At 50.6% G+C, this 21,594-nt stretch carries 25 protein-coding genes and 1 riboswitch; of the genes, 16 read left to right on the forward strand and 9 right to left on the reverse strand.

Translation table 11 applies throughout. The features are described 5' to 3' along the window. Position 1 precedes the first annotated feature (1 nt). The 3 genes from JFC11_RS06510 to JFC11_RS06520 all read left to right on the forward strand — a co-directional run bounded on the left by JFC11_RS06510 (position 2) and on the right by JFC11_RS06520 (position 3,572). Complete coding sequence (locus JFC11_RS06510) at positions 2-565, forward strand: TRAP transporter small permease (protein WP_198349017.1); 564 nt, start codon at positions 2-4, stop codon at positions 563-565. 28 nt (positions 566-593) lie between these two features. After that, positions 594-1,859 carry a TRAP transporter large permease gene (locus JFC11_RS06515; RefSeq protein ID WP_198349018.1) on the forward strand — a complete coding sequence of 422 codons (1,266 nt, stop codon included), beginning with the start codon at positions 594-596 and terminating at the stop codon, positions 1,857-1,859. A gap of 213 nt (positions 1,860-2,072) precedes the next feature. Beyond that, on the forward strand, positions 2,073-3,572 hold the full coding sequence (locus JFC11_RS06520; RefSeq protein WP_193060479.1) for a CoA-acylating methylmalonate-semialdehyde dehydrogenase: 1,500 nt from the start codon (positions 2,073-2,075) through the stop codon (positions 3,570-3,572). 49 nt (positions 3,573-3,621) lie between these two features. Here the strand turns inward: JFC11_RS06520 and JFC11_RS06525 are convergent, their stop codons facing one another. After that, the gene (locus JFC11_RS06525; RefSeq protein ID WP_198349019.1) at positions 3,622-4,329 is read right to left on the reverse strand and encodes a hypothetical protein; all 708 of its coding nucleotides are present in this window, start codon (positions 4,327-4,329) and stop codon (positions 3,622-3,624) included. A gap of 199 nt (positions 4,330-4,528) precedes the next feature. On the opposite strand from JFC11_RS06525, the gene JFC11_RS06530 reads away from it, so the two are divergent. From JFC11_RS06530 to JFC11_RS06555, 6 genes are all read left to right on the forward strand, one after another. Then, positions 4,529-5,110, forward strand: a complete 582-nt coding sequence (locus JFC11_RS06530) for a peroxidase-related enzyme (protein WP_198349020.1) — start codon at positions 4,529-4,531, stop codon at positions 5,108-5,110. Positions 5,111-5,209: 99 nt separating this feature from the next. Further along, positions 5,210-5,317, forward strand: a riboswitch (TPP riboswitch). Then, positions 5,307-6,695: an SLC5/6 family protein gene (locus JFC11_RS06535; protein WP_198349021.1), complete on the forward strand. Its 1,389-nt coding sequence runs from the start codon at positions 5,307-5,309 to the stop codon at positions 6,693-6,695. It overlaps the preceding riboswitch by 11 nt. A gap of 34 nt (positions 6,696-6,729) precedes the next feature. Beyond that, entirely contained in the window at positions 6,730-7,698 is a 969-nt protein-coding gene (corA, locus tag JFC11_RS06540; RefSeq protein WP_038477255.1) for a magnesium/cobalt transporter CorA, read from the forward strand. Between the two features lie 132 nt (positions 7,699-7,830). Continuing rightward, the gene (locus JFC11_RS06545) at positions 7,831-8,409 is read left to right on the forward strand and encodes an NnrU family protein (RefSeq protein ID WP_095603899.1); all 579 of its coding nucleotides are present in this window, start codon (positions 7,831-7,833) and stop codon (positions 8,407-8,409) included. 133 nt (positions 8,410-8,542) lie between these two features. Beyond that, complete coding sequence (locus JFC11_RS06550) at positions 8,543-9,709, forward strand: alcohol dehydrogenase catalytic domain-containing protein (protein WP_038477250.1); 1,167 nt, start codon at positions 8,543-8,545, stop codon at positions 9,707-9,709. A gap of 11 nt (positions 9,710-9,720) precedes the next feature. Beyond that, on the forward strand, positions 9,721-10,770 hold the full coding sequence (locus tag JFC11_RS06555; protein WP_198349022.1) for a proline racemase family protein: 1,050 nt from the start codon (positions 9,721-9,723) through the stop codon (positions 10,768-10,770). On the opposite strand, the gene JFC11_RS06560 is transcribed toward JFC11_RS06555, so the two are convergent. Next, entirely contained in the window at positions 10,767-10,988 is a 222-nt protein-coding gene (locus JFC11_RS06560; protein WP_120386543.1) for a DUF1289 domain-containing protein, read from the reverse strand. The genes JFC11_RS06555 and JFC11_RS06560 overlap by 4 nt on opposite strands. Before the next feature lie 103 nt (positions 10,989-11,091). Continuing rightward, on the reverse strand, positions 11,092-11,508 hold the full coding sequence (gene arfB / locus JFC11_RS06565; RefSeq protein WP_038477244.1) for an alternative ribosome rescue aminoacyl-tRNA hydrolase ArfB: 417 nt from the start codon (positions 11,506-11,508) through the stop codon (positions 11,092-11,094). A 210-nt stretch (positions 11,509-11,718) separates the two neighbouring features. Between arfB and JFC11_RS06570 the strand changes: the two genes are divergently transcribed. Together JFC11_RS06570 and JFC11_RS06575 are read left to right on the forward strand one after the other, a co-directional pair. Continuing rightward, entirely contained in the window at positions 11,719-12,288 is a 570-nt protein-coding gene (locus JFC11_RS06570; protein ID WP_038477241.1) for a DJ-1/PfpI family protein, read from the forward strand. A 144-nt stretch (positions 12,289-12,432) separates the two neighbouring features. Next, positions 12,433-12,795, forward strand: coding sequence for a ribbon-helix-helix domain-containing protein (locus tag JFC11_RS06575; protein ID WP_038477238.1), 363 nt, complete (start codon positions 12,433-12,435; stop codon positions 12,793-12,795). 85 nt (positions 12,796-12,880) lie between these two features. On the opposite strand, the gene JFC11_RS06580 is transcribed toward JFC11_RS06575, so the two are convergent. Further along, entirely contained in the window at positions 12,881-13,648 is a 768-nt protein-coding gene (locus JFC11_RS06580) for a DUF1499 domain-containing protein (protein WP_198349023.1), read from the reverse strand. 210 nt (positions 13,649-13,858) lie between these two features. Here JFC11_RS06580 and JFC11_RS06585 point away from each other — a divergent pair, with 210 nt between their 5' ends. Next, a complete protein-coding gene (locus tag JFC11_RS06585; RefSeq protein ID WP_198349024.1) occupies positions 13,859-14,209 on the forward strand; it encodes a hypothetical protein in 351 nt (116 codons plus the stop codon). A 63-nt stretch (positions 14,210-14,272) separates the two neighbouring features. Here JFC11_RS06585 and JFC11_RS06590 read toward each other — a convergent pair whose 3' ends face one another. Together JFC11_RS06590 and JFC11_RS06595 are read right to left on the reverse strand one after the other, a co-directional pair. Then, on the reverse strand, positions 14,273-14,485 hold the full coding sequence (locus JFC11_RS06590) for a DUF3820 family protein (RefSeq protein WP_198349025.1): 213 nt from the start codon (positions 14,483-14,485) through the stop codon (positions 14,273-14,275). A gap of 41 nt (positions 14,486-14,526) precedes the next feature. Next, positions 14,527-15,399: a LysR family transcriptional regulator gene (locus JFC11_RS06595; RefSeq protein ID WP_198349026.1), complete on the reverse strand. Its 873-nt coding sequence runs from the start codon at positions 15,397-15,399 to the stop codon at positions 14,527-14,529. A gap of 194 nt (positions 15,400-15,593) precedes the next feature. Here JFC11_RS06595 and JFC11_RS06600 point away from each other — a divergent pair, with 194 nt between their 5' ends. Next, the gene (locus tag JFC11_RS06600; RefSeq protein ID WP_095603891.1) at positions 15,594-16,019 is read left to right on the forward strand and encodes a VOC family protein; all 426 of its coding nucleotides are present in this window, start codon (positions 15,594-15,596) and stop codon (positions 16,017-16,019) included. Positions 16,020-16,068: 49 nt separating this feature from the next. Here JFC11_RS06600 and JFC11_RS06605 read toward each other — a convergent pair whose 3' ends face one another. After that, positions 16,069-16,965, reverse strand: a complete 897-nt coding sequence (locus tag JFC11_RS06605; protein ID WP_038477221.1) for an AraC family transcriptional regulator — start codon at positions 16,963-16,965, stop codon at positions 16,069-16,071. 194 nt (positions 16,966-17,159) lie between these two features. Here JFC11_RS06605 and JFC11_RS06610 point away from each other — a divergent pair, with 194 nt between their 5' ends. Next, positions 17,160-18,221 (forward strand): NAD(P)-dependent alcohol dehydrogenase, encoded by a 1,062-nt coding sequence (locus JFC11_RS06610; RefSeq protein ID WP_198349027.1) that lies wholly within the window; start codon positions 17,160-17,162, stop codon positions 18,219-18,221. Positions 18,222-18,295: 74 nt separating this feature from the next. On the opposite strand, the gene JFC11_RS06615 is transcribed toward JFC11_RS06610, so the two are convergent. After that, positions 18,296-19,063: a class I SAM-dependent methyltransferase gene (locus tag JFC11_RS06615; protein WP_038477213.1), complete on the reverse strand. Its 768-nt coding sequence runs from the start codon at positions 19,061-19,063 to the stop codon at positions 18,296-18,298. Positions 19,064-19,231: 168 nt separating this feature from the next. Between JFC11_RS06615 and nfsA the strand changes: the two genes are divergently transcribed. Both nfsA and JFC11_RS06625 read left to right on the forward strand, forming a co-directional pair. Continuing rightward, positions 19,232-19,963 carry an oxygen-insensitive NADPH nitroreductase gene (gene nfsA, locus JFC11_RS06620; RefSeq protein WP_038477210.1) on the forward strand — a complete coding sequence of 244 codons (732 nt, stop codon included), beginning with the start codon at positions 19,232-19,234 and terminating at the stop codon, positions 19,961-19,963. A gap of 142 nt (positions 19,964-20,105) precedes the next feature. Further along, the gene (locus tag JFC11_RS06625; RefSeq protein WP_198349028.1) at positions 20,106-20,735 is read left to right on the forward strand and encodes a hypothetical protein; all 630 of its coding nucleotides are present in this window, start codon (positions 20,106-20,108) and stop codon (positions 20,733-20,735) included. Positions 20,736-20,766: 31 nt separating this feature from the next. Here JFC11_RS06625 and JFC11_RS06630 read toward each other — a convergent pair whose 3' ends face one another. Further along, a complete protein-coding gene (locus JFC11_RS06630) occupies positions 20,767-21,570 on the reverse strand; it encodes a PEP-CTERM/exosortase system-associated acyltransferase (RefSeq protein ID WP_120386551.1) in 804 nt (267 codons plus the stop codon). Positions 21,571-21,594: the final 24 nt, after the last annotated feature.

The raw sequence follows: 21,594 nt of genomic DNA on the forward strand, positions 1-21,594 counted from the left end.
TATGCTGCAACGTTTTTCATCAGGGCTTGCACGCTGTGAAGAGATTGCCGCCGCTGCTTTAGCAGCGGCGGTTACCTGTCTGATTCTCACCAATATTGCGTTTCGCGCGCTAGGTAACCCGCTTTACTGGATTAGCGAGCTGGCAATTTATGCCATGATCTGGATGACCTTTTTGATAGCCGCCACGGTGTTTAAACGCCGCCAGGGGATAGCGGTCACGTTGCTGAGTGATCTGCTACCGCAAACCGGCCGGAAACTGATAGGTATCTGGGTAGATGCCATGGTGCTGTTATTTGCTCTGCTGTTAGCGTGGCTTTGTTGGCGTTGGTATCAGCCACTTGCACTGGTGCAAGCGGGGTTTGATACCCGTGCTTTTCAAGGGCAAACATTCAATTTTATTTACGCTGAAAACACCTCCACTCTTGGCGTTAAAAAATTCTGGGCGTGGTTAATTGTGCCGTGGTTTGCATTTTCCCTTAGCCTGCATGGCTGGACAAATCTTATCCAGTCACTCAAACAGTGGCGAACCCCGACCCAAGCACCCACTGCCAAAACGCTACGCTAATCCTGCTTACCCTATTGACGGTCCGTTTATGACGATTGCTGTTTTCTTGCTGCTGTTGCTCGGCGCTGTGCCCATTGCGCTAGTACTGGCATTGACTGCCATGTGGTATATCCAGATGTCAGGTAATACGGTGTTATTTGATTCGTATCCACAACAGCTGTTTAGCGCCATTGAAAGCTATGGGTTGCTGGCGATTCCGTTATTTATGTTGGCGGGCGAATTAATGAATGAAGGCGGTTTAACCCGCCGTTTAATCGCTTTAGCGCGTATTTTAGTGGGAGGGTTTCGCGGTGGTCTCGCCTATATCAATTTAGTCGCCAATATGATGATGGCGGCGATTATTGGTTCGGCAGCCTCGCAAATTGCCATTATGTCCCGTGCGCTGGTGCCAGCAATGGAGCAGGAAGGTTACGACAAATCCTACAGCGCGGCGATTACCGCCGCGGGTGGGCTACTGTCGCCGATTATTCCGCCGTCCATGCTGTTTGTGTTGTTTGGCGTCATGGCCCAAGTGCCTATTGCAGAAATGTTTATTGCGGGGTTGCTGCCGGGGCTGCTCCTGGGAACCAGCTTTTTTATAGTGATTGCCTTGGTAGGCTTGGTTCAGCAATACCCTAAAGGCCAGTGGCCTACTCGCTCTCAGGCGCTTCATGACCTGCTTTGGGGGCTACCAGCACTGTTCATTCCAGTGATCATTATTGGTGGCATCCTATGGGGAGTTGCCACGCCAACCGAGTCGGCTGCGCTGGCCTCTCTAGCGGCTTTAATCATGGGCCGCTTTGTATACGGTGACCTGCGTTTAAGCCAGCTACCCCAGGTGCTAACTCGCACGGCGATTAATGCGGGGTTGGTCATCATGCTGATTGCCGCCGCTGGTGTGTTTGGCTGGGTGGTGATTTATGAGCAGCTTCCGCAGATGGCCGCCGCATGGATTGCCGCGTTGACCAGCGACCCCTTCGTGTTCTTGCTACTGGTGATTGGCGCACTGCTGTTAGTGGGAATGGTGATTGATGGCATTGCGGCGCTAATCTTAGTGGTGCCGATTTTAATGCCCATTGCTCAAAGCCAGTTCGCTATTAGCCCCTATCAGTTTGGTGTGGTGGTGTGTTTAACCCTGGTGATGGGGTTGTTAACGCCTCCCGTAGGGGCAGGGCTGTTTATCGCTTCCTCAATGACGGGTGCGCCGCCGCTTAAAATATTTCGCTCGCTGCTGCCGTTTTTGCTAGCAACGTTAGTGACCCTTGTTCTTCTCGCCTGGTTGCCGTGGTTAACCAACGGGCTTATCCAGCGTTAATCGGCATCACATCCATTCCAATCTCTAAACTGATGTTCTCCACGGCGTTTATGATGCCTTTTAATGGCGGAACATCAGTCCTAGGCTGCTTACTCAGCGCTGAGTTGGCTAACTCTTTATCAAGTGGCTAATTGACGTTTACGTCAACTTACTGATATACCCTAGAGTTCATCTTTGCGTCTCATAACAAACACAACGTTGAGGAAGGAAGTCATGTCCGTTCGTGAAATCCCTATGTATATCGATGGCCAGCCAGTCATGTCACAAAGCCAGGATTGGCGTGATGTGGTAAATCCGGCTACTCAGGAAGTGGTTGCCCGCGTACCATTTTGTACCGCCGAAGAGGTGGAACGCGCGATTGCCAGCGCTAAAACAGCTTTTAAAGGGTGGCGTAAAGTGCCGCTTGGCAAGCGCATGCGCATCATGCTGAAACTTCAGGCACTGATACGCGAAAATACTGCTGAATTAGCCGCGCTAATTACCGAAGAGCACGGTAAAACCCTGCCTGACGCTGAAGGTGAAGTAGGGCGCGGTTTAGAAGTCGTTGAGCACGCTTGTTCAATTACGTCGCTGCAGTTGGGGGAACTGGCGGAAAACGCCGCGAATGAAGTCGATGTTTACACTATGCACCAGCCGTTGGGCGTTGGCGCAGGTATTACCGCCTTCAACTTCCCGATTATGCTGCCCTGTTTTATGTTCCCGCTTGCCATCGCAACGGGAAATACCTTTGTCCTGAAACCGTCTGAGCAAGACCCCAGTTCCACCATGCGGCTGGTTGAACTTGCCCATGAGGCGGGCGTCCCAGCCGGCGTTCTAAACGTGGTTCACGGCGGTCCTGATGTTGCCAACCAAATCGCCGACCATCAGGATATTAAAGCACTTTCGTTTATTGGCTCGACCCATGTGGGCTCCTTGCTTTACAACCGTGCCGCCGCCGCTGGAAAGCGTATGCAGTCGATGATGGGGGCTAAAAACCACTGCGTTGTTATGCCGGATGCCAACCGCAGTCAGGCGATTGATAGCCTACTCGGCTCGGCGTTTGGTGCTGCTGGCCAGCGCTGCATGGCTAACTCGGTTGTCGTGCTAGTCGGTGAAGCGCGAGAGTGGCTGAAAGATATTGAGGAAGGCGCGCGCAGCATGAAAGTTGGCCCTGGCACTCAGCGCGATGCAGACCTAGGGCCGCTTGTCTCACCACAAGCGAAAGAGCGCGTTGAGCGCTTGATTTCAGCGGGTGAGAAAGAGGGAGCTAAGCTGCTGGTGGACGGCCGTGGTTGCACGGTAGATGGCTATCCAAACGGCAACTTTGTTGGCCCAACTCTGTTTGCCGATGTGACCGCTGATATGACGGTGTACCGGGAAGAAATTTTTGGCCCAGTGCTATGCGTGGTCAGTGTGGAGACGCTGGATGACGCGATTGCGTTTATCAACGCTAACCCTAACGGCAACGGTACGTCGATCTTTACTAACTCAGGCTGGGTAGCACGGCGCTTTGAAACCGATATCGACGTAGGCCAGATTGGTATCAACGTGCCGATCCCTGTACCCGTCGCGTACTTCAGTTTTACGGGTTCGCGAGCTTCCAAGCTTGGCGACTTGGGGCCGAATGGCAAGCAGGCAATTACCTTCTGGACGCAGACCAAAACGGTCACTGCCCGCTGGTTTGAGCCAGAAAATGTATCTAGCGGTATTAATAGCACTATTTCGTTGAGTTAATTGCACCATGAAAAAGCCCCGCGATAAGCGGGGCTTTTAACGTTTCGGATCAAGTATCCTGAAATAACGGCAGACTTCTTTTTAGGAGCTGGCCGATAGGGCCAAGCTGACTGGCGTGCATAACGAGAATGGTGGGAGCGGCAGTTTGCGTTTTTGCGTTGTGAGGAACTATGTGAGGAACTAGCAGCGCAAATTCACCTTCTTCGAGATGAAATTCATGCAGCTCACGCAAGCCATCGGGTGTTTCGCACTGAGAGCAGCGGTAGTTATCATCTTCGCCATAAACTAAGCGATGATACATTTTGAAGAGCGTATAAATGGCTAAACCGCCTTTCAAAGCAGGCCAGCGGGCAGGTGTGCTGCGCAGCTTGTCAGAAACGATGATGCCATCGGCTTCTGCGCTGGCGAATACGCTAGCTAGTGGTGCTGAGAGGAGCGACGTGCTAGCGCTTAACGACGTCTCGTGTTCTTGAGGGTTCGAGGAGACCTCGTTAACCACTCGGTGGAAATCATCTAAAGAGGCAAGCGGGAAGTCCTTGTGCTTTAGATCACTTGGCTCGAAGCCGCCGTTTTCCCAGCCATGGATAACTCGGAGGGTGGCACGCGCGTGATGCATAGGCAGGGCAAGAAGGGTGTGCAGCATTACCCGGATATGAAGCTGACGCTCATCGGTGTCGTTTTTAAATGCGCAATAAGGGTCGGCAAAAAGAGTATGCAAGCGCCCAGGCGTATGCTCTTTGGCTTCGGAATAATGCATTTTGGTGTCCCTGTTAATTGCCGTTTGATGTATTTACTGCACGGCTTATAGGTCATTGAATAGTTGAGAGTATGGACAGCGTTAGCCGCGATTGAAAGTCACTTTGTTTAGTGTTTTGTTACCGAATCGCGTTATCCAACAACATAATTGTTTAATCAAAACAAAAATTTAAAGCTCAATCAGGAAGTGAGGTGTAACGATGACTAATCGACTTAGCCGTTTCCGTGTACCAGAAACGCTGGATGAACTGCCTGACGATATTCGCGATGCAATATTAAAAGTGCAAAGCAAGGCGGGATTCGTGCCCAATGTATTCTTAATGCTGGCGCATCGCCCTGAGGAGTTCCGCGCTTTTTTTGCTTATCACGATGCTTTGATGGAGCGTGAATCCGACACGCTGACTAAAGCTGAGAAAGAGATGATTGTTGTGGCTACCAGTGCTCGCAATCGTTGCCTCTATTGTGTTGTTGCCCATGGCGCGCTATTGAGAATTTATAGTAAAGACCCTTTAGTCGCTGACAATGTCGCTATTAATCATCTGGCGGCAGGGCTAAGCGAACGCCATCGAGTAATGCTGGACTTTGCATTGCACTGCGGGATTGAGGTTGGGGAGTTCTCTGCCGCGTGGCAAACAACATTAGAGAAAGTAGGCTTTACGCTAGAGGACTGTTGGGATATTGGCGCCATTGCTGCTTTTTTCGGCATGTCGAATCGGTTAGTGACCATGACGGGTACGCCCCCCAATGAGGAGTTTTATTTGATGGGACGCATACCGCGTTAGCAGGATAAAGACGCACATCTAGGCGTGACTCACGGAGAGATTTTACTAACGCCCAGCCTTTACTAACGAGCCGCTTTCACCGAGGATAGCGTCTCCATTCACTGTCGCCAGGGGAGCCCGCAGCTGTTGGGCTGAGAATGCGCACTGCGCAGACCCTGGAACCTGATCCGGTTCATACCGGCGGAGGAAGTGCGACATGCCTTACCTAACGTCAGCCGTACTTGGTGCGGCGCTATTCTGTTTTGCTTTTCTGGGTCTGCGTGCACGTCATGTGCAGGGGTCGCTTGATGACTATGTCACGGCACGAAACTCGCAAACCGCTTCCACACTTGGATTCTCCTTTTTAGCTTCGGGAATGGGCGCCTGGATACTGTTTGCCCCGCCTGAAATTGGTGCCTTTGTTGGTCCGTTAGCGTTGGCAGGCTATGCCATTGGCTCTGCGCTGCCGTTTATCGTGTTGGGGTTGTACGGACCAAAAATTCGTCGTGCATTGCCAGAAGGCAGAAGCATCGCCGAATTCGCCCACGCTTGTTACGGCAAGGGGGTGCGTCATTGGGTGCTACTGGTATCCGTAGCCTACATGGGCTGTTTTTTAGCAGCGGAACTGACGGCGATAGGTGCTATTACCGCGCTACTTTCCGATGTACCACCTGCACTAGTGATTATTGGCGTTGCGCTCACTACCTTGGTGTATACGGTGATTGGTGGGTTGCGCGCAAGTCTCGCAACGGATCGCTGGCAGGCATGGCTTTTACTAGCCCTGTTATTAGCCGTAGGTAGCGTTGCGATTTGGCGGCTACCAACCATGCCGAATGACGCAGTCATGCCCTCTATTCCTATTGCAAGTGCGCTCAGTGTTGCCCTGACGCTCGTGATTGCGGTGACTGCCGCCAATCTTTTTCACCAGGGCTATTGGCAGCGTGTATGGGCTGCCCAGGATGACCAGAGCTTAGGTCGTGGCGCTTGGCTAGGCGGCGGTCTGACCGTACTGGTTGTGATGGTGATCGGCGGTGTCGGCATCATGGCCGCCATGAGCGGTGTTGCTTTGGGAGAACCACCTATTCCTTTCTTTGCGCTGTTAACAGATGCGCCTGCCTGGGTGGCATTACCTGCATTGGTGTTGGCAGTCACGCTAGTGACCTCAAGTGTCGATACGCTGCAAAACGGTATAGCGTCTCTGATAGTTGGGCGTGGCGGTGAACGAGATGCAGCATCTTTAACGACCGCACGTTGGATAACGGTCGCAATGATGGTGCCGGTGATATTTATTGCCCTGCAAGGACTGTCAGTGCTGCGACTCTTTTTGATAGCAGACCTACTTTGCGCTGCCATCGTGGTGCCTGTGCTGCTCGGCCTATGGCAACGCATGACGCCAATGGCGGCGATTGGTGGCGGTATCGCTGGGTTAGTAGGGGCAATACTGCCGGGGTGGCTAAGCCAGGGAAGCATCGCAGCTGGCATCATGGCGGCTACCTTTCCAGGCAGTATCCCAACGTTGGGGCCTTTTCTAGGGGCGTTGCTGGCGTCTATTGTCGTCAGCGTTACAATGGCATATCTGCCTAATCGACGAAGCGTTAGGCCGTAACGTTAAGCCGTGAGCCAACTTAACAGGGACGATCATGATTCGCAGCCTACTAACGACGTCAGAAGGCGATGTGCGCGAAGGCGATGAACGCCTAATCGATGACTGGCAAGCAATGCCCGGCAGCCACCTATGGATAGACATGAAAGGTGAGCCTGAGGAGCGCGAACGCCAGCTATTGGAGCGTTTTGATTGTCATCCAATGGCAATTCAAGATGCCCACAAAGAGCGCCATCCGCCGAAAATTGAAGAGTTTGAGCACCATACCCTGATTATTTACCGAGGTATTTCGTCGTTTGATGCTCAGCTAAACTTTGTGCCTCAGCAGGTGTGCCTCTTTATTGGAGAGCGTTTTCTAATCACGCTGCACGCCGGTGAGGCGCTTAGTATTGAACGACTCTTTAATGAGCACGGGAAAACGCTGCTGGCGCTATCTCCCGAGCGTGTCGCACTGAAAATTATGTACACTTCGGCAGGCTTCTATATCGATAGCTTACTGGAGTTTGAGAGCGAGCTAAGCGATATAGAAGATGAGCTTTTGGAAGATGGTAACGATGTGCTGATGCGGAAAATCACCGCCTATCGTTCACGATTAGTAAAGATGCGCCGTGTTTTTAGCTACCACAAAGGCATTACCCAAGAGCTTACAGCCTATGACTATGCCCATCTGCCTCGCGGAGAAAGTGAAACGCTGCATGCCATCACGGATGTAGAGGAGCGCTTTGAGCGCCTATATACACTGACACAAATGTATTACGACATTTGCGGTGATCTCATTGATGGTTACATCTCGATTTCCTCTCACCAGCTAAATATCACCATGCGGGTATTAACGGTGATTACTGCCATATTTGTGCCGCTGACGTTTATTGCCGGTATTTACGGCATGAACTTTGAGTATATGCCAGAGCTGCGCTATCAGTATGGGTACTTTTTTGTTTGGGGAGCCATGCTGGGTATCGGTGGTAGTTTAATCTGGCTATTTAAACGAAAAAACTGGTTTTAAACCGAGCTGGTTTTAAACTGAGCCAGATGGTCGCCATCGGCGAAAAGTTGATAGTTCGCCATGTGATTTGAGCGCTAGTGTGGCATCCTCGCAGTCGACCAATGACCTGCAAATAACCTGAGAGCCACTTTTATGACGATCATGATTATTGGCCTGCTGATTTTTCTTGGCAGCCATTCTGTGCGTATCTTTGCTGAAGACTGGCGTCAGCGACAGATTGTTAAACACGGCGAAAACACCTGGAAGATAGCGTACTCCGTAGTGTCAGTGATTGGACTGGCAATTGCTATTTACGGTTTTGGCCAAATGCGCCTAGACCCTATCTACGTTTGGTTTCCCCCCATGGGCTTACGCCATGCGGTAGCACTACTGATGGTGCCTGCCTTTATTATGCTGGTGGCAGCCTATGTGCCGCGTAATGCTATCAAAGCGAAGCTTGGTCATCCGATGATGTTGGCCGTAAAAATTTGGGCATTTTCACACTTATTGGCTAATGGACGACTTGGCGATATCATCTTTTTCGCAGCATTTTTGGTGTGGGCTATTCTGGCCTTTAAGGCAGCCAAAAAGCGTGATCGCCTGCAGCCCGTTAACCCAGTGCCAACCTCGGCTCCCGCAACAATAGCCACCGTCGTTATTGGCTTGATAGCGTATGTTTTATTCGCACTTTATCTGCATACATTAGTTATTGGTGTGCCTGTTTTTAGCTAGTAACTATTAATAAACATTAACGGCGTCAATGGTTTATATCCGTTGACGCCGTTTTTGTTTTTAACTCTTTAGTAATAGCAAAAGTTTGTTATTGTCAGCTAGGTTCATCCAACGTTTCACAGGGGAGAAATTTATGGCCGAAGCTGTACCTCAAGTACCGAAAACGATGTCTGCCATGTTGTTAACAGGCCATGGTGATGTAGATAAATTGCAGTATCGGCAGGATGTTATTACCCCTAAACCAGGGGCGGGGCAAGTGCTGGTTCAGGTAACGGCAACGGCCAAAAATAATACTGACCGAAAAGCGCGTGAAGGACTTTACCCTACGAAAGGGAAAGAGGAGGTCACATCGTTTGCGATGGGAGGCTCGCCCACACTGACGTTTCCTCGTATTCAAGGGGCTGATATTGCTGGACGCGTGGTGGCAGTAGGCGAGGGCGTGGATGCTGCTCGTGTTGGAGAACGAGGCCTGCTCGATTTTAATATTTATGCTGATGAGCGTCGCGATATCAATCTGACGCCAGATTATTATGGCCACGGGGCTGATGGTGGCTATGCTGACTTTGTCGTAGTACCAGCCGATCAGTTTCATCATGTTCCCAACCCTGAACTGCACGATGCAGAGCTTGCTGCGATGGGGATGTGCTCGTATCAGACGGCTTATCACATGATGACGTCTGCCAACATTAGCGCGGGTGAACGTGTGCTAGTGACAGGCGCCAGTGGCGGTGTTGGAACGGCGTTAATTCAGCTTTGTCGGATCGTGGGCGCTATTCCTTACGCTGTCAGCCAGCCGGATAAAGCCGATGCGCTTCTGGCGTTGGGTGCAGAAGTAGTCATCGATCGGGGTGATTTATCGACATTTGTTGAGCGTGTATTGGCGACCACCGATGGTAAGCCGATTGATGCAGTGATGGACTTGGTCGGTGGCCAGATGACCGATCTGTTTATCGATACCATGATTGTTGATATGCAAGGCCGTAGCAGTTATCCGCGGCTTTCCATTGCAGGTGCAAGTGGTGGCAATATCAGCGAGATTATGTGGACTCGCGTCTACTTGTACCAAGTGCAGATTTTTGGTGTTTCCCATGGCACTCGCGAAGAGGCTGAACAACTGATCGAGTGGATTCGTAGTGGGGCGCTAAAACCAGTACTGCACGCGGCCTTTAAACTATCAGATCTACATAACGCTGAGCGTTACTTTGTAAACCGTGGCAGTAACTACCTGGGAAAAATAGTTATTGTTCCTGATGCGCAGTGGGAAACCCATGGTGCACCGTTTGCCCTCACCACCGCCTAGGAGCAATGTTAATGAAGAATCTGCATACGATTCAACTGATGGATACTCATGCCGGTGGTGATGTTAGCCGAATTGTGACGGGGGGTATCGACGTACTTCCTGGTGCCACGGTACGCCAACAAATGGAATTTCTGCGTGATGATGCCGATGGTTTGCGGCGGCTGCTGCTAGAAGAGCCGTATGGTATTCCGGAGATGTCGGTAGATCTGTTGGTGCCTTCCTCGCATCCAGACGCCGTCGCGGGCTATATCATTATGGAAGTCATGGGCTACCCGATTTATTCGGGTTCTAACACGCTGTGTACAGCCACTGCTGTGTTGGAAAGCGGTCTTGTCCCCAAGAAAGAGGGGATTCAACGCTTTAAACTGGAGGCACCCGCAGGCTTGGTGCAAATTGAAGCAAAGGTGAGCAATGGGGTAGTAGAGTATGTTACCTGTGAAGGCCTGCCAAGCTATATCGACACCTATCGCGACACGATTCAAGTTCCGGAACTTGGAGCAATTACCTACTCAGTCGCTTACAGCGGTGGCTTTTATGCCTTGGTAGATGCTGAAGAGTTAGGCTTCAAGCTAGTACGCAGTGAGGAGCAGGCGCTTGCCGCTTGTGCTTATAAAATTGTTGAGGCGATCCAAGCGCAGCGCGGCTTTTCCCATTACACCCTGGGAGATGTAGGGCCATTGCCGTTTTTACATTTTATGGGGCCGGAAGAGAAAGTAGCTGAAGGCTATATTCGCTCGCGTTCAACAACGTATGTACATCCTGGTGTTATTTGTCGTAGCACCACTGGCACGGGCACCTCAGCGCGGTTGGCGCTGATGAATTATGAAGGTCGGCTGACAATCGGTGATAAGTTAGAAACCGTATCACTACGTGAAACGGGGTTTATTGGCACCTTCACCGGCACGCATCAAGAAGGCGCTTATCAAGTGGTGGAGAACACCACGACTGGCCGTAGCTATGTATTGGCAGAATCAAAAATCGTGATTAACTGCGATGATCCAATGGTGGCGTGTGGCGAACTTCATCACATTCTGAGTGGCCGGCATACAGCAGAGGGCTAGCGCTCTTCTCTGCGTAATGTGTCGACATAGCCTGTTTGCTCAAGTCGCTCCCATACCGGGGTCTTCTCGGCCTCGGTCATACTTCCCCAGCAGGCAATTTCATCTAGCGTTCGGCCGCAGCCTCGGCACAATGAAGAGGCTGGATCAATGTTGCATACCTGAATGCAGGGCGACAGCGGACGAGCAGCGCAGAGTGTAGTGGATGAGTCGCTGGACATGATGGCTAAGCTCAATGCAGTGGTGAGAAAACGGCGCTAGGCGAGAATTACTTACTCTGTTCACTTCTTATGGACAGTGCATAGCATAAATTCAGTTCACGTCTTATGAGAGTGGCACTTTACCACGCAGTGACTTCGTTTTGCCTTTACGAGTTTTGTGGTCCACACGGCGTCGCTGTGAGCCTTTGGTGGGCTTAGTTGGCCGCCGCGTTTTCTGCTGTTTGCCAGCACTTTGAATCAGTGCTTTTAAGCGTGCAAGAGCGTCCTCTTTGTTCAATTCCAGGGTGCGATAGCTTTGCGCTTTGATAATCACCACGCCCTCTTTACTAATACGCTGATCAGACAGCGCCATTAAACGCTCTTTATAAATCGGCGGTAGTGTAGAGCTTTGAATATCGAAACGTAAATGCACCGCAGAGGCGACTTTATTGACGTTTTGGCCACCCGAGCCTTGCGCTCTGATCTGACTAATATCGATTTCCCAGTCCGCTATCGTCACGTTATTTGAGATAGTGAGCATTCAGTTCCTTTATGTCGCGTGTGGCTCGTAAGGCTAGCATACTTCCCCCAAAAGAGCCGATTAGAGGCGGGCGACCTATTATCTTTCGTCGTCGCCGAATTTACATGTAGTAGCGGCTTACTACCCGCTGCGTAGCCGCGCTTGCTACTCTCACCTAACACACCATTCGTGTGCTCTGTGCCTCGACCAATAACGACAAGGAGAAGTGAGATGAGCAACAAACGAATTCTAATGATTACCGGTGATTTCACTGAAGATTACGAAACGATGGTGCCTTTCCAGTCGCTAATGGCGGTTGGCCATCAAGTCGACGCGGTGTGTCCCGATAAAGTAGCCGGTGATACCGTGGCAACGGCAATTCATGATTTTGAAGGTGACCAAACGTACACTGAAAAGCCCGGCCATCGTTTCGCTCTGAACGCTGATTTTGCCAAAGTTAATCCCGCTGACTACGACGCCTTGGTGGTTCCTGGTGGCCGTGCACCGGAATACCTGCGCTTAAACCAGGACGTACTGGCGATGGTGAAGCACTTTTTTGAAACCCAGAAGCCGGTCGCTGCTATCTGTCATGGCGCCCAGCTACTGGCTGCCGCTAAGGTGCTTGAAGGCAAGCAGTGTTCCGCTTATCCGGCTTGCCAGCCAGAAGTGGAACTTGCCGGTGGCCACTTCGCAAACCTGGAGGTCACGGAAGCAGTAACGGATGGCAACTTGGTCACTGCACCTGCATGGCCCGCTCATCCTGCTTGGCTTGCCCAGTTTATGGCGCTATTGGATAAGTAGCACTGCTGACAGGCTACCGCGCCCAGCTATATTGAGTTCAACGCGGTTGGGCGCGTTTTCTGTTAGCCGCTATGCTGAAGAGCAGGCAATTTACTCTATAGCAGAGCTTGTAGCAGCGAGCTTGATAGCAGAGAGAGCATAACGATGTGCAAACTGTTTATTGATGCCGACCCTGAGCTATGGCGCAGCGCCACACACTCGCTGCGCATTGATGGCATGGTGACCAGTGTTCGCATGGAAAACTACTTCTGGCACCTTCTGGAAGAGATGGCTCAACGGGATGGGATGAACACGGCTCAACTGATTACGCGGCTTTATCATGAGTCGATTGATGCTGGCCACGATCTTGGCAATTTCACCTCATTTTTGCGTGTCTGCGCGCTACGTTACCAAGCGCTACAGCTTAGCGGTGATATTCCCAAAAATGTAGAGGTGGCGATTGGCTCGCTAGATGCGCAGCAAATTCTGAGCAGAGAAGCTGCCGCGCGTACTAACCAAATGCACTGAAAGAAATGTGTTGAAAGAAGTGCACTGAAACTGGCTCTCTATCGTTAAAGCGGTCAATAGCTGAAAGCCGCATCAGATAAGACCGTTATTCTAGTCGCTTACCTAGATTATCCAGGAAGGTTTCGATACGCAGTGCGTTGGTGCCGACATCGCTGGTTCCCATCCGGGAGGCTGAGCGCATGTCCACCTGCACGTCGTTTTGTTGCTCAGTAAGACGAATGATGACGTCATCTTCAAAGCCAAACCAGCGGGTTGTGGCGGTCGCTTCGATAGTACTCTCTGTTATCGCGGCGATCTGCCAGCCGGACGCTTCTACTTCTGCCTGAGCTGCTGCTAGAACGGTCGCTTTAGGCGCAGTTACTTGTAAAGGCTGCACATTAGGATAAGCCATTTGTTGCTGACGCGCGGTGGCTTCTCCAGGGTAATCAACTGCATTAGGCGCCGCCTCTCGGGCGTCTCTTAACGCGACAAAGTCCGGTGGGTTTTGGGTGTCGGTGGTTATGTCATGAATGGCCGGTGCCTGCTGTGCACGCTGCCATTGTTGCCAAGGCAAATATAATAAGGCAGCGGTTGCAACAATGACGAAGATAGCCGCTACGCCAGCGCCCATGCGGCGGGTAAAGGCGCTGATGAGCAGTAGCAAGATGCTGATTGCCACGGCTGCGGTTGCTGCATAGACACCATTGCGCATCAGGCTGAAGGCGTCGCCCAGGCTAATCAACTCCCAACGATAGGCTGGCCCTGCTCCAGCCATTAGCAGGGCTGATGCTATCAGTGCAATGACACTGAGCCAGGCCAGCAGCGTTGGCCAAACTCCTCCTCTACGCGAACGTGCTGAGCGCTCCTTTGCCATAGATCTTCCCTCATTTTGAATACGATGTTGACTTACTTAGCATAGGTTGCGCTAGACCATCTGTCTTCGTTAGACGAGTTGTCTAAGACACCCTACTATGCTGCTGTTAGCAGTAACGCAAGTATTCGCTGTAACGCAAATGGACGTCAGTTTTTACGACATGAGTTTTTACAACTTGAGCCTTTTACAATTTGAGAGATTAGAGCAAGCATGACATTAGCGACTGCATTAGCACCACCCTTGCGAGAGTTACTGGCGACGACCCCGAGCAGTGCTTTACCGATAACCTATCAGCAAGCGGCGAATGCGCTAGGCCTTTCGCCACCTAAGACTATTCAACGTATCGCACAGGCACTTGAACAGCTAATGAAAGAAGACGCCGCCGCAGGAAAGCCTTTTATTGCAACGCTTGTGATTAGCCGGAGTGGCAAAGGGCTTCCAGCGGCAGGCTTTTTTGAGCTTGCCGTGGAATTAGGACGTTTTCCTGCAGCGCCATCCCAGCAAGAAGCGTTTTACTATGCCGAACGTGGGCAAGCCATTAACGAATGGTGTCGTTCTTAGTTTTAAAAAGAAATCAGTTTTGAAAAGAAATCAGTTTTGAGGAGAAATCAGTTTTGAGAAAATTCATTTTTTGCGCAGCGGGTTGAGCAAGTCGCTCAAACCATTGTGGTCAATTTCATGCATTAAATGCAGGAGTTGACCAATTTCTCCTTTTGGAAACCCTTCCCGAGCAAACCAGTTCAAATAGGGACCAGGCAAATCGGCAATAAGCCAGCCTTCGTATTTGCCAAAGGGCATGGTACGCGTTACCAGCTTCTCAAGGTCTTCGGGGTTCATGGGCTATATCTCCTTATCAATGGCAGCTGCACGTTGGCAGTTTAGAGTTGCTGTGATGATTCAGCTAGAAGCTGGGCAAACGCACGGGCAGGTTCGCTTAGATGGCCAACAGCGCGATGCACTAACCCAATATCTCGATGAAACGTATGCTCTTCTAACGAGATGGCTCGAACTGTTTGGGGCCAGCGTTTTAGCGCTATTGGCTGCGGTACTAAAGCAACGCCCACGGCGTTACCCACCAGCTTCACAATGGCTTCAAGCTCGTCCAGCTCACACAGGTCGCGAACTTGGCAGTGGTTGTCCCTTAAAAAGCGGTCTACTTGGCGTCCACCGAAAGAAGCGCGGTCGTAGCGAACAAAAGGGGAGTGGGTTAGCAGCTCCCGCCAGCAATCACCAGGTAACTCCTGCGGGACAAGCAAGCGAAACGGCTCGTGGGCAATGGGCGTCCAGCGTAAATCGCTATGCAGTGAAAAAGGCGGCCGAATAATAACAGCCATATCCAGCTCGCCTGCATCTACCTGGTTCATTAAGTCCATGGAAAGACCTGGCACGATACGGGTGCGACACTCGGAAAATTGCTGATGAAAGCGCGCTACAATATCTGGCAATACAGTACGCTGAATAGAGGCAATAGCACCAATAGTGACACGGCTGCCAAGCCCTTGGCCTAATGGTGAAGCGCCTAGCGTGGCATATAACCCTAGTAGTGTTTGGGCCTGAAGTAACGTCTCTTCGCCCCGCTGAGTAAGCACCGCAGTTCGACCGCTGCGTTCAAATAGCGCAATGCCCAGGGCCTCTTCCAGACGCTTCATTTGAGCACTTACCGCGGCTTGGGTGAGGCCAACCTGGAGGCCTGCCGCCGCAAAAGTACCGTGCTGTGCGACGGCTACTAGCGTTTTAAGTTCTCGTATCATTCGTTGTTTCTGTCATAAGAACTGTCATAAGAACTGTCATAAGAAAACTCATAAAAAATATTTGTGAATGGGTCAAAAAACAATTGATTTTATTTTTGCATAGCGCGATCTAGGATGGCTACACAGTGGCCGTGTAATGCGGCTGACCATTGCAAATAACGCAACGAACAAAAGCGCTGCAACAGGAGATAACCATGAGTCTTTCCCCTTTTCATCTCGCCATCCCTGTTTACGATGTCGCCCTAGCCAGAGCATTTTATAACGACGTTTTTGGCCTGGAAGAAGGGCGCTCTAGCGATCACTGGGTCGACTTTAATTTCTTCGGCCATCAGTTGGTGATTCACGAACATCCGAAAACACCCGGCCAGCAGAGTGCTCACACTAACCCGGTCGATGGCCATAATGTACCGGTGCCGCACTTTGGCGTGATTTTAGAATGGGATGAGTGGGAAGCCTTAGCCGAGCGCTTAAAAGCGCGGAATACCGATTTCGTGATTGAGCCATACGTTCGCTTTAAAGGCGAAGTAGGGGAGCAAGCCACTATGTTCTTACTCGACCCCTGTGGTAATGCCTTGGAATTTAAAGCGTTTAAAGATCAGGGCCAAATTTTTGCCAAGTAAACCTGTCCTGAAAAATATCCAAGCGAGGTGGAGGAGGTAGTGGGTATGGTTAAGCACGTAGGGCCTGTTCCTGGCGCCTATGCTGCAGCGGTGATGCGCCAAAGTAGCGCTTATAGTCTCTGCTAAATTGAGGCACGCTGCGATAACCGACCGCTTGTGCCGCTTGGTTCACATTGTGGCTATCTTGCAACAACAGTTGCTGCGCCTTAAGTAGGCGCAGTCTTTTTAAATACTGTGCGGGTGACGAACGTGTAATCTGCTTAAAGTGCTGGTGAAACGTCGATATGCTCATATTGGCCTGCTGGGCTAACTGGTCGACAGTAAAGTCCTCAGCAAAATGGGCATGCAACTGCGATAGTACCTGCACAATACGTGAATAGTGACCGTGGCCTTTAACCAGTGCGCGTAAGGCGCGGCCTTGCTCGCCTTTTAACGCTTCAAACACCACCTCTCGTATCCTAGCTTCGCCCATGGCAATGCACTCGACTTCGTCGTGTAATGCATTTGCCAAGCGCAACACCGCGGCTTGCATGCCGTCATTCATCGCCACTGACGCCATCGGCTTAGGAGCCAGGTGTGAATGGCTCATATCGCCCATAGCGGTGACCATCTCACTCAGTAACGCTGGGTCTAGCTTCACCGATATACCTAGCAAAGGTGCCTCCGGCGAGCCGTGAGTTTCACACTCAAAGGGTAGCGGCAGGGTTTGTACAAGATAGTGGCCAGGATTGTAATGAATCTCACGATCGCCTAAATAGCCTATTTTGCGGCCTTGGGCGATGATGATCAGACTAGGTTCGTACATCAACGGGGTTCGTTCTTGACGCCGCCCAAGGCAAAGTAGCCCCACTCTGGGCAACCGGGACACGCTTAGCCCATCCCCCGTTACTAGCGGTGAGATCAAATCAGCGAGTGCGTTGCCGACGAGTTCGGTGTTGGCCACCATAGAAACTCCTAATCTGAGTGCATATTAGAGCTAAACGACAATTATGATGTTTTTTTGAGGTTTTTTGTTATTTTGTTGCGTTCTGATGGAGGAATGAGCAAAAAATACGTAGCTTCGTTCATCGCTATCTGGTGCTTAGCAGCGAATAATGGGAACACTTTCTCGTTTTGCAGAATACTTGTTAAGGAGTTTCCATGAGCCAAGCAAAATCTTATGCTGCCTTTTCTGCTGATAAACCACTCGCGCCATTCACCTTTGATCGACGTGAGCCCCGTCCAGATGATGTTGCCATTGAAATTCTTTACTGTGGTGTTTGTCACAGTGACCTACACTTTGCCCGAGATGACTGGGGCATGAGTCAATACCCTGTGGTACCTGGCCATGAGATTGTCGGCCGTGTAACCGCTGTTGGTGGTGACGTGACACGTTTTAAGGCGGGTGATTTAGTCGGCGTAGGTTGCATGGTCGACTCTTGCCGCACATGTTCTGCTTGTAAAGATGGCGTGGAACAATACTGCCTGGAAGGGTTTACGATGACCTACGGCAGCCCTGACCGCCAAGACGGCACGCTAACCCAAGGCGGCTATTCAGATGCCATCGTGGTGAGTGAGCATTTTGTGCTGCAAATGCCAGAGGGCATTGATTTAGCCTCCGCGGCACCTATTCTCTGTGCGGGAATTACGACGTATTCACCGCTCAAACATCATGGCGTTGGTAAAGGTCACAAAGTAGGCGTGATAGGCATGGGCGGCCTCGGTCATATGGGCGTGAAATTGGCCAAAGCACTGGGTGCGGAAGTCACCGTCTTTACTCGCTCGGATGCCAAGGTAGCAGAAGCAAAGCGCAATGGTGCGGATCACGTAGTGGTATCCAGTGACCAGGCGCAAATGGAGGCTGTTGCAGAAACGTTCGATTTCATGCTGGATACCGTTCCTGTTCAGCACGACCTAAACCCCTACCTTACTTCTCTGAAATATGACGGTACGCATATTATTGTTGGCCTGTTAGAACCGATTGAGCCTGCTATTGAAGCATTCAATTTGGTGTTTAAGCGTCGCGTGGTAGCTGGTTCGCTGATTGGTGGTATCGCTGAAACGGAAGAGCTGCTCAAGCTTTGTGCAGAGCAGAACATCACTTGCGATATTGAGATGCTGGATATTAACAACATCAATGAGGGCTTTGAGCGTATGGAGAAAGGTGACGTGCGCTATCGCTTTGTGATTGATATGGCAACTCTGAAAGATACTGCTGCGTAGCGAGTTGTTATCAATAACCCCACCGTTGACTAACGGTGGGGTTTTCGCGTGAGAACCACTGGGCGTCGAGGCTATCACACGTGGGCAGAGACCCGCAGTCTGACGTAGTCGGCGGTCCAGTTGCCTTGCCCATCACTTAGACTGTGAGAGAGTAGGTTAATCGTATTATCAATAATGGCTACCTGCAGGTCCTCATCTAATCCGTGCAAAAACGGGCTTGCAAAGGTTTCGAGCCAGCCAGCAATACCCGTGGGTAGTGGTGTGGGGCGAGGGATTAGCTCAATTGAATCGACATGAAAGCCCGCCGTTTGAAGTAGGTTTGTGTACTCTTCCGGGGTGGGAAAGTACCAAGGATGACGGCCACGTGAGCTAATACCGCGAAACTGCAGCGAGGCAATAAGCGCAGTACAAATAGCGGCCACGTTGCCATGCCCCCCAAACTCTGCAACAAAACGTCCGCCGGGTTTTAGTGCGCGTTTTATGCCGGCCAATACCGTTTGCGGGTCCAGCATCCAGTGCAACGCCGCGTTGCTGAAGACCGCATCAAATTCTTGGTCAAAGGGTAACTGGTGCCCATCGACAACCCTAGCGGTGACTCCGCGCTGTTGGGCGGCGGCGACCATCTCTGCGGAGGCATCGACACCCAGTACATCGGCACCTAATTGCATAATACGCTCGGTGAGCGCGCCATCACCACAGCCAAGGTCCAGGATGCGCTGTCCGGGCTGTGGCGCTAAAAGCTTCATTACATCGCTTCCCAACGTGGGAACAAAATTGGCGTGTTCCGCGTAGTGGCTGGCGTTCCATTCCTGCCCTTGCGGTGTCAGAGGGATGTTAGACATTATCGGCTTCCTAGCGGCGTTATTTATCTTAGGGGGGACCCAATGGCTTCATTTAGTATAGCTTGCGATCAATAGCATGCGTTAAGTCTGAATTCAGGAGTAAACGCATGGAACCAGGGCACTTTAGTTGTCATATCCGTTATATCAAGTATTAAGAGGCGAGACGAAATGAATGATGTTATCAAACTGCTTCAATCCCACCGCTCCATCCGCAAATTTACCGATCAGAAGATTTCGCGTGGGCTGCTGTTAGAGCTCATCAAAGCGGGCCAGGCCGCTGCCACATCAAGCCATGTGCAGGCCTACACCATTATTAATGTCACTGACTCAGCGAATCGCGAAAAAATCGCTGAATACGCCGGTGGTCAAGGCTATGTCGCAAGTAGCGCGGTTTTTTTAGTGTTTTGTGCGGATATGAAGCGCCCGACAGAGGCGTCTGAGCGGACAGGTGCCAACGTTGAACGAGGTATGACAGAACAGCTATTGGTCGCCACTGTTGATACTGCTCTAGTGGCACAAAACGTTGCAGTGGCCGCCGAGTCTGAAGGGCTTGGCATTTGTTATATCGGTGGTATTCGCAATAATCCTCAGGCGATCAGCGAACTTTTGCATTTGCCTGACCATGTTTATCCGGTGTTTGGTATGTGCCTTGGCTATCCGGCCCATGACCCTGAGGTTAAGCCGCGTCTACCGGTAGAGGCTATTCTCAAGGAAGATACTTACCGTGAAGATACTGAGCAAGTCGAAGCGTTTGACAGCACTATGCAGGCTTACTACCAAACACGCAGCACGGGTAACAAAACGACTGACTGGTCGCATAATCTAACGCCGCTCTTCGATTCAAAACTGCGTCCCCACATGCGTGACTTTTTAGTTAAGCGTGGTTTTGAAATGAAGTAACGAACGAGCTGAGCGTGAAGCAGCTCATCACCATGTGGTAAGGCGTTTAAAAGAGCAGGTTTCTTGCGCTGCACGATAATTGCGTTCATCTATACTGGTTGCATGCCAAAAGTAGTGCCGATAACAATAAAAGGAGCTATTGATGAATCTTCAGCGCGCTTATTACCTGCTAGCAGCTTTTTACAGCCTGTTTCCACTTATCGGGCTAATGGCCATTTTCTCAGGCGGGGGAACTCCGTTTGCTGTGGCTCACCTCGCGTTGGGAGTACTCGCCGTGATAGGGCTGTGGGGCTACGTACTCAAACGTGGGTTTATGAACCCCCGTATGTGGCAGCCCTTAGCCATGGTGCTGGCAGTCATGGCAGTAGGTCAGATGCTGGTGATCTTCATCCTCCCCGTTTCCAGCATTGCACTTACGTGGATGCTAACAAGCAGTATCTTCTCCGTAATGCTGGTCATAGTGCTGTTTCACTATGGAAAACGTGATCAGCCACTATGGGCAACGCCTGTAGAGGCAGATGCTGCAAAGCAACTTGCAAAAATGCTTGATAGCGCTTCGCCTTTATCTGCTGTTCATTACGAAGGTGAACAAGAAAATAGCGTTAACGTTACTAAGGTAGGCAGTCAATATCATGCCAAAGTGACGCGGCGTGGTAAAAACGGGCAAGAGACATTTGAACGCTACTTTCAGTATCCTGAAACACTGGTGTTTTTTCTAGAAAAATTCGCCAGCATTTCAGTTCATGATTTTCGGCAAACGGCGCTTTCTTAAATCGTTGAACAAGCCGGATTTTAAAAATGCGTTAAGAGATAAATGTGTGAGCGATCTGAGGCTTTAATGTTTTTACGATATATTCGTATAACGGGATCAGACGCTCACTCATCTCTTGTTTCGCCACATGATAGTCGATGTAGTAAGCATGGCGAGTACCGTGATACACAATCGGCTCACTCACTTTGGTAAACTGAAAACCTGATATCGCCAATAAACGGGGAAGACGAGGTTCCATCATTGCAAAAACATGTCGTCGATTAGTTAAACCAACGATAGAGTAGGTGCATAAAAAAAGACCCAGGGCGACGAGTGAAAATGTCTTTGCCTCATCTTGTGAAAATAAAACGACTTCTTTACCTGCTATTTCTTCTGGGGTGCTGGATTTTCGCGTTCTGAAATTTTTAGAAATGGCTAACCGTGATACTTCACACGTTTCAAGGGTCGGTAGCTTAAATGGCGTTAATGTAGGATGGTTTAGTAGCTGCTTCCCTTGGTTTTGAACAGGCAAATGATCAGGAGGGTTAGTGTTACTGGAAAAGGGCATGACTAATCGTACGCACCCTGCAAGAATGCCACTACGTTTGTGTTCTATAAGGCAATGAATCGAGTAATTATCGTACTCATCGGACTCGTACAAACGTGCCTCATCTTCATGCATCTCATAGTTGAACTCTTTTAAGAAAACATCATGTCGTAGTCGAAAGGCGCGCCGTTTTTGGTCGTCGGTGTTAGCAATAAAAAAATGATATTCATCGATAAATTTGTCAATCATTCCCTTATGGTTGCTTTTATCGTCAAACTCACTCTCTTGGGTGGATTTCCCTGCTAGCATCTGTTGCTTCCTTCTGAGTGCGGC

The organism is Vreelandella alkaliphila, assembly GCF_016107625.1.
GTDB classification, from domain to species: Bacteria; Pseudomonadota; Gammaproteobacteria; order Pseudomonadales; family Halomonadaceae; genus Vreelandella; species Vreelandella alkaliphila.